Source organism: Paenibacillus sp. FSL R10-2796 (assembly GCF_037965315.1).
Taxonomy (GTDB): domain Bacteria; phylum Bacillota; class Bacilli; order Paenibacillales; family Paenibacillaceae; genus Paenibacillus_AQ; species Paenibacillus_AQ odorifer.
This window is the reverse complement of the sequence record NZ_CP150178.1, coordinates 1286183-1298759: the sequence shown is the minus strand read 5'-3', so window position 1 is coordinate 1298759 and position 12577 is coordinate 1286183. Positions and strand designations below refer to the sequence as shown.

At 46.1% G+C, this 12577-nt stretch carries 13 protein-coding genes; 6 read left to right on the top strand and 7 right to left on the bottom strand.

Annotation, left to right across the window (positions count from 1 at the left end; all coding sequences use genetic code 11):
* Window positions 1-42: 42 nt before the first annotated feature.
* Complete coding sequence (locus NST58_RS05730; protein WP_076305594.1) at window positions 43-1452, bottom strand: PLP-dependent aminotransferase family protein; 1410 nt, start codon at window positions 1450-1452, stop codon at window positions 43-45.
* Window positions 1453-1620: 168 nt separating this feature from the next.
* On the opposite strand from NST58_RS05730, the gene NST58_RS05725 reads away from it, so the two are divergent.
* The 4 genes from NST58_RS05725 to glpX all read left to right on the top strand — a co-directional run bounded on the left by NST58_RS05725 (window position 1621) and on the right by glpX (window position 5212).
* On the top strand, window positions 1621-2553 hold the full coding sequence (locus NST58_RS05725) for an EamA family transporter (protein ID WP_076130627.1): 933 nt from the start codon (window positions 1621-1623) through the stop codon (window positions 2551-2553).
* Between the two features lie 155 nt (window positions 2554-2708).
* On the top strand, window positions 2709-3353 hold the full coding sequence (locus tag NST58_RS05720) for a helix-turn-helix transcriptional regulator (RefSeq protein WP_081383827.1): 645 nt from the start codon (window positions 2709-2711) through the stop codon (window positions 3351-3353).
* Window positions 3354-3371: 18 nt separating this feature from the next.
* Entirely contained in the window at window positions 3372-4172 is an 801-nt protein-coding gene (locus tag NST58_RS05715) for a pyruvate, water dikinase regulatory protein (protein WP_081391994.1), read from the top strand.
* A gap of 44 nt (window positions 4173-4216) precedes the next feature.
* The gene (glpX, locus tag NST58_RS05710; protein ID WP_076278048.1) at window positions 4217-5212 is read left to right on the top strand and encodes a class II fructose-bisphosphatase; all 996 of its coding nucleotides are present in this window, start codon (window positions 4217-4219) and stop codon (window positions 5210-5212) included.
* 89 nt (window positions 5213-5301) lie between these two features.
* On the opposite strand, the gene NST58_RS05705 is transcribed toward glpX, so the two are convergent.
* Window positions 5302-5853, bottom strand: a complete 552-nt coding sequence (locus NST58_RS05705) for a general stress protein (RefSeq protein WP_076220788.1) — start codon at window positions 5851-5853, stop codon at window positions 5302-5304.
* Window positions 5854-6053: 200 nt separating this feature from the next.
* On the opposite strand from NST58_RS05705, the gene NST58_RS05700 reads away from it, so the two are divergent.
* On the top strand, window positions 6054-6902 hold the full coding sequence (locus NST58_RS05700) for an AraC family transcriptional regulator (protein ID WP_076220789.1): 849 nt from the start codon (window positions 6054-6056) through the stop codon (window positions 6900-6902).
* A 91-nt stretch (window positions 6903-6993) separates the two neighbouring features.
* Window positions 6994-7986 (top strand): aldo/keto reductase, encoded by a 993-nt coding sequence (locus tag NST58_RS05695; RefSeq protein ID WP_339248751.1) that lies wholly within the window; start codon window positions 6994-6996, stop codon window positions 7984-7986.
* Between the two features lie 96 nt (window positions 7987-8082).
* Here NST58_RS05695 and NST58_RS05690 read toward each other — a convergent pair whose 3' ends face one another.
* The 5 genes from NST58_RS05690 to NST58_RS05670 form a co-directional block, all read right to left on the bottom strand.
* Window positions 8083-8814, bottom strand: coding sequence for a ZIP family metal transporter (locus tag NST58_RS05690; protein ID WP_076309221.1), 732 nt, complete (start codon window positions 8812-8814; stop codon window positions 8083-8085).
* A gap of 181 nt (window positions 8815-8995) precedes the next feature.
* Window positions 8996-9799, bottom strand: a complete 804-nt coding sequence (gene phnE / locus NST58_RS05685) for a phosphonate ABC transporter, permease protein PhnE (protein ID WP_036676480.1) — start codon at window positions 9797-9799, stop codon at window positions 8996-8998.
* Window positions 9796-10587 (bottom strand): phosphonate ABC transporter, permease protein PhnE, encoded by a 792-nt coding sequence (phnE, locus tag NST58_RS05680; RefSeq protein ID WP_036676482.1) that lies wholly within the window; start codon window positions 10585-10587, stop codon window positions 9796-9798. The genes phnE (NST58_RS05685) and phnE (NST58_RS05680) overlap by 4 nt, the downstream gene beginning before the upstream one ends.
* 1 nt (window position 10588) lies before the next feature.
* Entirely contained in the window at window positions 10589-11371 is a 783-nt protein-coding gene (phnC, locus tag NST58_RS05675) for a phosphonate ABC transporter ATP-binding protein (protein WP_038568965.1), read from the bottom strand.
* A gap of 129 nt (window positions 11372-11500) precedes the next feature.
* Window positions 11501-12478: a phosphate/phosphite/phosphonate ABC transporter substrate-binding protein gene (locus NST58_RS05670; protein WP_038568963.1), complete on the bottom strand. Its 978-nt coding sequence runs from the start codon at window positions 12476-12478 to the stop codon at window positions 11501-11503.
* Window positions 12479-12577: the final 99 nt, after the last annotated feature.

The window sequence follows — 12577 nt, the reverse complement described above, 5'->3', positions numbered from 1 at the left end:
CCTCATATCCTCTTCTTTAATCCCCCATACCTGCTGTACCACTCACAAACTGTGCGCGATCCCAATCAAACGCTGTATTCCTTCGCGCAGCACCCCTTCGCTTGCAAAGGAATAACTTAGGCGAAGCCTTGACTTCATTTCCCCCAGTGGATCAAATAACTCCCCAGGAACAAAAGCGATAGACTGCGCCATACTTGAAGCAAACAGGCGATCCATCGTAAGATGCTCCGGTAGTTTCACCCATAGATTTAGTCCGCCTTGCGGAGTCGTCCATTCCCAGCCAGTCCCCGCCAGCTCCTCTTCTACAATTTCCTTATGCACTTGAAGTGCAATGCGCAGCTTACCGAGATGCTGTTGCAAGCGTGGGGAGGTGTAGTAATGTAGAAATATTTTTTGATTCAGCAGCGGAGTGCCATTGTCCGCGAGTGATTTGGCCGTGATCAGACGCTCCATAAATGGATATCGGCAGGCCACCGCACAGATTCGTAAGCCAGGGGCTACATATTTACTGAAGCTGCTGATATAGATCACCCACCCCTCCGTATCATAAGCAAAAAAGGGCGGCGGCGGCTCCTCATCAAAATACATATCGCGGAACGGGTCATCCTCCACCAGTAAACAGCGATAACGTTCGGCCAGTTCTACCAACAGCTTGCGCTGTTGCACAGGCACCGTGTATCCAGTTGGATTGTGATGCGTTGGATTAATGTAGAACATACGCGGCTTATGCTTTTTCATCAAAGTTTCTACTTCCTCCAGATCATATCCCTCCGGAGTGATCTCTACCGGGACCAACCGTGCCCCCTCCCGGCGAAAAATATCCATAGCAACACTATAAGTAGGCCGCTCCACAAGCACCGTATCCAGAGGACCAATCACAATCCGGGCAATCAGATTGATCGCCTGCTGCGCACCCGAGGTAATAAGCAGCTCTTCCGAAGTTAACTGCAGCCGATGTTGCTTCCGAAAGTGGTGGCTTAACGTCTCACGCAGCTCGTTATCCCCCTGGACCGAGGCATACGTTCCCATTACCTTGGGATATAGATCGAACACTTTTTTGACATAGTCAGATAGAAAAAGATTCGGCAGCAGCCCCGGATCAATCAGCGCCTGCGAGAACTGATACTTAACTGGCACTCTCTGAATATCAGACAGCGGATTAGTGAGCGCATAAGCCGATACTGCGGCTCCTACTTCAATAGCAGGAAGCGAGATTATGGGTGCCACGTAATATCCTGATTTATCTTTTACATAAACCTTTCCATCCTCCGTCAACCGTCTGTACGCTTTGAATACGGTCAGTCGATGTACCTTAAGCTCCTCCGCCAGCAGCCGTATAGAAGGAAGCTTATCATGTGCGACCCACTCCCCTCGCTCCATGCGATTTAATAGAAATTCATAGACCTGCCGAAACAAAGGATGATTATGCTCCGCTCCCACAACCTTTTTCATCTGGCTACAACTCCTCTCCGAACAACCTTGTAATCATATTGTACACGATTTCCGAATTAATCTGTTCTACACAAGGCAATCTGTTCTGTCCTCTCCCCTATATGATTAACAAAATGCCAGCTTATAAATTCTTATATTTTATAAAGCACACAAAAGGGGACTTTCAAAATGATCTTATTTGCTTATGCACTTGTATGTCTGATCTTCGGCACGACCTTTCTAGCTATCAAAATCGGCGTAGATGCCGGTGCGCCTCCTTTCTTTTCAGCGGGCTTAAGATTTTTTGTCGCAGGCGCTGTTCTATTCCTATGGATGGTCTGGAAACGAAAAGCCAGCTTCTCCTTGCTGTTGCGCAAAGAAATGTTGTTCACCGGGTCTGCTCTAACCTTTGGCACCTTCGCGGGTCTCTACTGGGCTGAACAATATGTTTCTTCAGGGCTTGCAGCTGTACTCTCTGCCACTGGACCGATCATGATCCTGCTGCTCCAAACCTCTATTCTTCGGCAAAAAGCACCCGCCATCTCCCTATATGGCTGCATCATCGGCTTCACTGGCGTACTGCTGCTGGTTCTCCCCAATCTCGCCGTTGATATTTCACCACTGTGGCTCATCGGTTGCGCCGTAGTCCTAATTGGAGAGTGTTGCTATGCTGTAGGTGCGATTTACTCCAAAAAAGTAATTAACAGTATGCCTGAGGTCTCACCGATTGCGCTGAATGCGGCTCAAATGATGTATGGCGGTGCGCTGTTATTCATTCTTTCTTTTGCCACGGAAAAAGTACATCCTGCATTTCTCTTCTCATTCGAGACAGCAGGTTCACTGCTCTATCTCACAGTTATCGGCTCCATGGTCGGCCATACCTTGTTCTACTGGCTCGTAGCTAAGACCAACCCAGTGTTTCCTTCTACCTGGCTTTATATTTCTCCACCGATTGCCGTGGGTGTAGGCTTTTTCTTTTACAAGGAGTCCGTATCTTGGATTACAATTCTTGGAGTGTTCACCATCATTGCCGGAACAATCCTAGTGAATGCTGATGCTCTAAAGCAATTACTGCAAAAAAAGAAGATCAACACTGTTGCGTTAAAAAAATCAAATATATGACGTACTATATATTGCATTTATGACCACTATTGCGTATTATATAAACAAGTTAAATTAAACACAGCTAAATATGACTCATATATGAAAGGAGGATTCGCTTAACGGCGCTTCTTTTCTAAAGAGGAATGCCTTTTTTATCGGAAGTGGAGGGAATTGTGATCGAACTGACATCACGTCAAATAGAGATTATCGATATCGTTAACAAAAGAGCTCCGATTACCGGCGAACAGATTGCCGAAAGTTTGAATCTTACCCGGCCAACAATTCGCTCGGATCTGTCTGTTTTGGTTATGCTCAAATATATCGACGCCAAGCCGAAGGTCGGGTACTTCCCAGGATTGAAATCATCCAGTCGTCAGGGAAGCGGTTATCTGCTGCAGGAAACGATGGTCAAAGAAATTCAAAGTGTACCTATAGTTATCCGTGAGACCACAACTATTCAAGATGCCGTAGTTACGCTTTTTCTACAGGATGTAGGCACTCTTATTATCTGTGACGAAGAGGGTAAACTCACAGGCGTTGCTTCACGTAAGGATTTCTTAAAGGTAACCTTGGGTAACCCCGGTGCAGTCTCCATGCCCGTAAGCATGGTTATGACGCGCCAGCCCAAAGTGGTCACAACTTCACCGGATGAGCCGGTGCTTGAAGCTGCACATAAGATGATTTTTCACGAGGTAGACAGTTTGCCGGTGGTTGTTCCCAGCGCTGCTGAAGACGGTGGTACAAAACTGGATGTGGTAGGACGTTTAACAAAAACCTCCATCATCAAACTTCTCCTCGAACTTGAAGCCAAAGGATAACAGGAGGAACCCATGAGCATCGAGCAATCTTCCAACTTAATAACGATATGCTCGGATTCTATAGGAGATACGGCAGAGGCTGTCGTGCAGGCCGTTATTCACCAATTTCAGAATCAGCAGGTCACCATTAAAAGATACGGCAATATTAGGCATGAAGACGAGCTACGCAAGCTTATGGAAGAAGCAGCTCAGCATAAAGGTTTTGTCGCCTATACATTAGTGCAGCCAGAATTAAGAGAAATGATCCGCGAGGAAGCGGTACGTCTTGATTTACGGATCGTTGATATCATGGGCCCTATGATGCAGGCCTTCATTGATACCTTCGACGATGCTCCTCAGCAACGGCCAGGTCTTCTCCACCAGCTCGACGAGAATTATTTCCGCCGCATAGAAGCTATAGAATTCACCGTCGCCTGTGATGACGGCCGTGATCTGGGTGCCATGCTCAAAGCCGATATCGTTCTGCTGGGCATGTCCCGTACTTCAAAGACACCGCTTAGCATCTTTTTGGCCCATAGAGGAAAAAAAGTCGTTAACTATCCGATTATCCCGGAGATTGGTCCTCCGCAAGAACTATTAAGCTTGCCGCCGAACCGGCTTATCGGATTAACCATGAAACCCGAGTACATGCTGAAGGTCCGCTCTGAGCGGCTTAAGGTTCTCGGATTACCGACAGGCTCCCAATATGCAAGTCTGGAGCGGATCACCGAAGAGATGGAATACGCCGCTTCATTGTTCAACAAGCTGGGCTGTCCTGTAATTGATATTACTGACAAGGCTATAGAAGAAACCGCTGGTATTATTATGGGTTATATCTAAATTTCAGTTTACAAAATATATAGAATGCACTGGAGGGAATTAGAATGGAGCGCGAACTGGCCCTTGAGATTGTACGGGTAACTGAACTAGGTGCTTTATCCTCGGCTCGTTGGATTGGACGGGGTGATAAAAATGCGGCAGATGATGCAGCCACGACTGCGATCCGTTCCATGTTCGATTCTGTGTCCATCGACGGAACTGTTGTGATAGGTGAAGGAGAGATGGATGATGCTCCAATGCTCTATATTGGTGAGAAAGTCGGGAACCAAAAAGGTCCCTCTGTCGATGTAGCCGTCGATCCTCTCGAAGGAACTGAGGTTGTTGCCTGCGGCCTGCATAATGCGCAATCTGTTATTGCTATAGCAGATAAAGGTAGCCTGCTGCATGCCCCGGACATTTATATGGAAAAGTTAGCCTGCGGGCCTGAACTTGCCGGTAAGCTTAGACTCGAGGACCCTGTAGAGATCACTCTGCAAAAAGCCTGCCATTACACTGGCAAATCCCTCTCCGAGTTAACCGTAATGGTGCTGGATCGCAAACGGCATGAGCAGCTGATTAATAGCCTGCGTGAAGCCGGGGTACGAATTAAGCTGCTTGGTCACGGAGATGTCGCTGGCGCTATTGCGGCTGCACTGCCAGACAGCGATGTCGATTTATATATGGGTTCCGGCGGAGCACCCGAAGGTGTTCTTGCTGCCGCTGCACTGAAATGCCTTGGTGGTGAAATGCAGGGCAGATTGCTCCCGGATGGACCAGTAGAGCTACAGCGCTGTGTACGCATGGGAATTGCCAATCCAACGCGAGTGCTATACATGGAAGACATGGTTGGCACGGGCGACGTCCTCTTTGCCGCCACGGGTGTAACGTCAGGTGAGTTCCTGAACGGCGTCCGTTTCATCGGTAAAGAACGCGCGGAGACACATTCGGTAATTATGCGGGCACAGAGCGGGACGATCCGCTATATCCGCAGCATTCATTTCCTGCCAGGAAAAGAAATACCGGCTGCGCTAACCGTTAGGCAAAATGCTGTCTCTCTATAAAACCACAAAAAACAGGCTATCTCACTAGCAGTATCCTTTGCTAGTGAGATAGCCTGTTTTGTTTTTTTACACTGAATGCTAATTGCTTCTTATTTATTTCCAATACGTTCACTCGCTAATGGATCTATATTAGCAACTTTCTCAAAGCGTTCTGCGTTCAGGCTGTTATACTTTGCGAAGATTTGTTTCACTTCTTGCTCCTTCTGCTCGCCTTCCACATCCGCCATTACTAGAATATGACCTTCATCCACGTAATTATCGTAGCTCTCTGCTTCCTCTTCAGGGATGCCAAGGCCAATAAGTCCGCCGACTAACCCGCCACTGCCTGCGCCTATCGCCGCTCCGGCTAGTGTTGCCGCAAGAGGGCCGGCTGCAATAATAGGTCCAATACCAGGAATAGCCAAAGCGCCAATTCCCATCAGCAGCCCCGTTACTCCACCCAGCAGGCCACCAGTAGCTGCACCTGTAGCCATACCTTCCGGGGCCACGGTTCCTGACTCGTCTCTAAGAGTTTCCTCATCCGCTTTATTTCTCGCGATAATCGAAATATCCTCTGTCCTACAGCCCTGACGCTTCAACTCCTCAATAGCTCGCGAAGCTTCGTATTCGGCAGCAAAGACACCCACTATTCTCTTATTCATCTCCATTACCTCCTATTGATGTAGTTAGCTCATACGTTCAGCTTCATAGCTTACTTAACCAAACTGGACAGGGATAAACTACGATCTTTGAATTGTCTGCAATTACGAGTTAATATTCCTTCTAAAATATGCTGTATAATAAAAGTAAGCGGGTACAACTACCTTGATTAACTCTATAGAAGAAAGAGAAGGAATCATCCATGGCGATATTTAACTATAATTCTGAGCGTCCCTTCCGAGGCAATCCCGACCTGCATCTCCATTACTGGGGGCGGGAGCAGTGTCTTCCCGGACATTTTTTTGGACCTGGGGTCCGTGACGTATATAAAATACATTTTATCCATGCAGGAACAGGTGAAGTTACTGTGGGTGAACAGACCCATTATCTTAGGCCAGGACAAGCTTTTCTCACCTATCCGCATATCGTAACTGCCTACACAGCAGACACTGCAAATCCATGGACCTATTCTTGGGTAGCTTTTACCGGGGAGCAGGTTGATTATATTTTGGCCAAAACCGCCTTGTCACCTGAGCACCCGATCTTTCCAATGGATGAACAGCTTATGCCGAAATTATACGAGCTCCTGACACAAGCAGCTGAAGCTTCGGACAGTCTGGATCTACCTCTAAAAGCAATTATGTATGAGTTCTTTTCTCTGTTACTTCGAGCGGTGCCAGCAGTTCCAGATGTACTTCCTTTACCACGTCAAAAGAGTATTTACGTCGAGCAATGCCTGCACTTTTTGCATACACATTATTGTGAAAATATTTCGGTTGAGATGATGTCCTCTTCGCTCAAGCTGGATCGCAAATATTTATCCTCCTTGTTCAAACGGACAATAGGTATGCCACCACAGCAGTATTTATTAAATTTCCGCATCGCTAAGGCATGCGAGCTGCTGACAGAGACCTTATGCACGATTGGTGAAATCTCACGTTCTGTGGGCTATCAGGACCCCTTACTCTTTTCACGGATGTTCAAGAAGGTGAAAGGTTGTTCGCCAAAAGAATACCGTAGCCGTCATCTCGAAAATGACATTGTACTATAAACTTCTTCCTTGCTGACATACGTTTGTCCGCGATCTTTCGCTACAATAAGGACGTAACGTACTAAGTAATAAGTGTTTATAGGAGGAATAAATCATGTATAACGCAAGCGCTACCAGATATGACAATATGAAATATAATCGCACCGGAAAGAGCGGTCTACTCCTGCCAGCGATCTCGCTTGGTCTATGGCATAACTTTGGCGGCAACGACTTATTTGAGAATGGCCGCGCCATGGTAAGAAGAGCTTTTGATCTTGGAATCACTCATTTTGACCTTGCCAATAATTACGGTCCACCCGCAGGCTCCGCCGAAGAAAGTTTTGGCCAAATTCTTAAAAAGGATCTGACCCCTTATCGTGATGAGATGGTTATCTCTACTAAAGCTGGTTATTATATGTGGGCTGGTCCTTATGGTGAATGGGGCTCCAAAAAATATCTCGTCTCCAGCCTAGATCAAAGCTTAAAACGTATGGGACTGGATTATGTTGATATTTTCTATCACCACCGCCCAGATCCAAATACACCACTGGAAGAAACCATGGCTGCGCTGGACCTCGTGGTACGCCAAGGTAAAGCGCTGTATGTCGGGATTTCGAATTACGGACCTGAACAAACACGCGAAGCGGCACAAATTCTGCGTCGACTTGGCACGCCATGCCTGATTCATCAGCCAAACTATTCCATGATGTCCCGCTGGATTGAAGATGGCTTGCAGGATGTATTGTCTGAAGAAGGCATCGGCTCCATTGTGTTCTCCCCGCTACAAGGTGGCATACTGACCGATCGCTATCTAAACGGAATCGCTCCTGATTCCCGTGCCGCTGGTCCAAGTGTATTCCTGTCTGAGAATGCCATTACCGAAGAGGCGATCGGCAAGGTTCGCAAACTGAACGAGATTGCTGCTGCACGTGGACAAAAAATGTCTCAGCTAGCGTTATCTTGGGTACTCCGTGGAGGCAAAGTAACTTCTGCATTGATCGGCGCAAGTAAGGTAAGCCAGATTGAAGATGCCGTCGCTTCCTTAAATGCCCCAGAGCTTAGCACTGAAGAGCTAGAGCAAATTGAGGCAATTCTGCGGGGATAAAGCTTAGTTATAACAGCAAAGACCAATGAGGTCAGGCAGCTTAAAGCTGCTCTGGCATTTCATTGGTCTTCTTTTTTATAGATTAGAGTTAATTGCTCACCCAAATATCTGCGTGATGTACACCATGATCAATAATCCAAAAATAAAAGAATACGTCGAAGGCCGCTCATAACCATGGCCATGACTCTCCGGAATCAGCTCCTTGTAAACGATAAAGAGCATAGCCCCGGCTGCAAAAGCTAGACCATAACCCACAACATTATGCAGGTAACTGGCAGTAAAATACCCGATCACCGCAGATACCATCTCCATCAAGCCGGTAAGTGTAACGATTCCTAAGGCTTTTAGCTTGCTAGTTCGCGAATTCATCAGAAAGACCGCAAGAATCAAACCTTCCGGCATATTCTGTGCGCCAATGGCAATCGCCACGGTAGGACCTAAACTGGACTGTTCGCTGGCATAACTGAAACCTGTACTGAGGCCTTCTGGTATGTTGTGGATGAACAGCGCAATCATAACAAGCAGCGCTTTTGAATCCATATTGGTATAACCGGGCTTATTCTCCACATCGATATGTGGGATGTTATTTTCAATTAAATCAAGCAGCAGCACTCCGGTAATCAAGCCCAAGGTTAAAGCGATAATCCCCGATTCTTTGATCGATTGCGGCATGAGTCCAAACGTGGAGGCGGACACCATAATCCCCGCAGTGAAGGCTACGAGGATATCTTTCCACTTCTCGGATAACCTCTTCACGAACAGGATCGGAAATGCTCCAAGAACGGTAGCCATTGCCGATACAAAGCTGCCAATAAGCGCAGATTCCAAACCTTCAACTCCTTTGGTACAAGTCGGATAGACCAACATATGTTTCAGAAAAAATAATTATTACTTTTTCATACATTTTCGAATGGTCCAATATAGTATGGATCATATCATAAAAGACCTCCCCTAGGTTCGGTTCATACCCTAAGGAGGTCTTTGTCTTACATATCATTATGCAACTCGGTTACACCAGCTTCTTCCGGATCTTGCCGGAAATCAAATCAATAATTGTGATCATCGCAATGATACCTAGCAGTATAATCCCCACGCGGTCCCAATTCCGTGAACTGAGCGCGAAGATTAACGGTGTGCCGATCCCCCCTGCTCCAATCACACCTAGAATCGTAGCCGAACGAACGTTAATTTCGAATCTATATAAGGTATAGGATAAGAATCCCGGCAGCACCTGCGGCAACACCGCAAACCACAATACCTGCATGCGGCTGGCACCAGAAGAAATTAAAGCTTCGAGTGGACCGTTGTCGATATTCTCAATCTCATCCGCGAACAATTTGCCGAGCATGCCCACCGAATGTAGTCCCAGAGCCAGCACACCTGCAAAAGAACCCGGTCCAACAGCCTTGATAAATAACAAAGCCATAATAATCTCAGGGAAGGTTCGTATAAAGCTCAACATCAGCTTGCCGGAACCTGAAATTACCTTTCCCTTGCTCATGTTAACTGCAGCCCAAAATGCAAAAGGAATACATAAAAAGGTCGAGATAAAAGTGCCTAGGATTGAAATAGCTAACGTCTCGAGCAATCCCCGCAGGAGATCCTCCCCATCTGGTAAATAAACGAAGGCCCAGTCAGGTGAGAATATCCCGGCAAAAATTGCTTTAGTAATGATCCCGGCGGTTTCTTTGAATCCATTAAACGGCACTCCCGAAAAAGCCCAAATATATAACGCGGCTAGGGCTACATAAATCAGCCAACGAAAACGATTTTTACGGGGTTTAGGGACAAGGGTATTCCATGATTTACTCATATTAATTTCTCCCGCAGCTTAGTGCTTACATAATCAATAATCAGTACTACTGCTAATGTGAACAAGATGATGGTGCAAGTCTTATCGTATTCCAAAAAGCCTAGGGTAACTTCATAATAGTGGCCGATCCCACCCGCTCCTACCAGACCTAAAACCGCCGCAGCACGAACATTAATCTCGAAGGCATATAGGACATAAGACATAAAATGAGCCTGTACCTGTGGAATGACTCCGAACATAATGCGTTGAATCTTATTAGCCCCCACTGAAGTCATTGCTTCCAAAGGTCCTTGATCAATCGTCTCCATCGTTTCATAGGTAAGCTTAGCGATCAGCCCCAACGAAAATATCGTCAATGCAAATATCCCAGGAAGCGCACCGAGGCCGAAAATAGCCACAAAGATAGAAGCCAACAGCAGATCGGGAATCGTACGGATCAGGTTCAGCAGCATACGAACCGGATAATGAAGCCAACGGCTTTGCGTAATATTGCTTGCACACAACAGCGCAACCGGAACCGCAAGAATGGCACCAAACGTTGTGCCAACCAGCGCCATCCGGATCGTCTCCAGCATCGCATCTATAATGTTGTCAAAATACCCCCAGTTCGGGGGAAACATTTCCTTAAGCAAATCAAGCATATTCGGCAGACCGGAGATCAGCTCCCCGAAGGATGAATCGGTTAAGACAGCACTTCTCCACAGTAATACTACTAATATAATGGCTGTGAAATAATGTTTTATCTTCCTTGGCGGTTTGGGATGTAGCTTCTCTGCATTCACACTCATCTCACACGCCTCCGAGTACAGGCTCACCTAACAACTCATCCTGATGAATCGGTCTGCCGTAAATCTCAGCAAACCTCTCATCGGTTGCCTCTGATACAGGACCATCGAAGACAACCTCTCCTGCCCGGAGCCCGATAATCCGGGTAGCGTATTCTCTAGCCAGATCAATAAAATGCAAATTCACAATGGTTGTAATCCCGAGTTCCATATTAATCTTCTTTAGATCATCCATAACCTGCTTGGTTGTGAGCGGATCTAGTGAAGCTACAGGTTCATCTGCGAGGATAATCTGTGCCTCCTGCGCAAGAACACGGGCAATAGCTACACGTTGCTGCTGACCTCCAGATAGCTGATCTGCACGTGTATAGGCCTTCTCGGCGATATTTACCCGATCAAGGGATTCGAAGGCTAAATCGATATCCTTTTGTGGGAATCTGCCAAGTATCGTCCGCAGTGTGGAATGATAGCCCACCCGTCCTGCCAAAACATTACGAAGCACCGTCGTACGTTTCACTAAGTTGAAGCTTTGAAAGATCATTCCGATATTCCTACGGATCATTCGTAGCCGGCTTCCTTTTGCATTCGTGATGGACTGCCCGTTAATAAGAATATTACCTTCGGAAATATCATGAAGCCGGTTAATGGAACGCAGCAAGGTCGACTTCCCTGCTCCCGAAAGACCAACAATAGCTACAAATTCTCCGGCTGGAATGGTCAGGTTAATGTTGTTTAATCCTTTGGTTCCGTTTAGATACGTTTTGGATACATTACGAAGCTCTATCATGAAATCATCCCTTTATGTGTTTTCGTATATTCGTATAAAAGAGATAGCCAGATCCGGGGGGAAATCCGGAGCTGGCTATCCTTAATGCCTGTTATACACCAACATCGTTGTATCCTTGAACGGCCTGTTCTACTCTGTTTTTACTTTACTGTTGTATTCGCGAACAATGTCAAAGTTGCTGTCTTGTGATTTCACATAACCTTCATGAGAGTAAATGTCTTTGATAATCTCATGGCCTTCTGTGTCAGCTGCGATATCAATGAATGCCTGCTGGATTTTTTCTATCCATTCTTTATTCATATCTGAACGGACCGAAATCGTATCGTTAGGAATTTTATCAGTAAAGGCGAGAACTTGAGTATCTTCAAATACTTTTGGATAATCCTTAACGACCGTGTTCCGGGCATCTTGGAAAATAGCTGCTGCATCTACGTCACCATTCAGCACAGCAAGCACGCCTTGATCATGACCTTTAACCGTAATGGCTTGTACATCCTTCAACGGATCAAGTCCTGCATCCATTAGTGTTGCAGCCGGCCATACAAAACCTGCTGAGGATGTAACGTTTTGATAGGCAATTTTTTTACCTTTCAAATCGGCAACCGATTTGATCGCAGAATCTTTCTTGACGATAATCATAGATTTATAGAAATCCGCTAATTCATCTGTTGGACCACCGGTTTCATCATTTACACCAAAACGTTGAGCCTGAAGAATAACCTCAGCTGCTCCTTTTTCTTTAGCTAACACGTAAGCAGTTGGAGGAAGGAAACCTACATCCACTTTTTTAGAGGCCATAGCTTCGATAACGGTGTTGTAATCAGTAGAGACACTTACTTCTACAGGAATACCGAGCTTGTCACCCAGTAATTTTTCAAGAGGTTTCGCTTTAGCTTCGAGCGTATCTGCATTTTGAGAAGGAACAAATTGTACAGTAAGCTTCTCTGGAACATAACCCTCTGCTACAGGAGCTGCCGTTTCCTTCGGTGCATTTGCCCCGTCCGTCGATCCTTGGTTTGCATTATTTGTAGTGTTGTTAGCGCCACAACCACTAAGCAATGTAATAGACATCATTAGCGGCAATACGAATTTACTGATTTTTCTCAAACGAAAGACCTCCACTGTTTTCTATTTTTATTTTTGAGTACTTCTAAACTATAGATGTGTTTTATTAAATCAATAGCAACCAAGCATCAAATATATGTA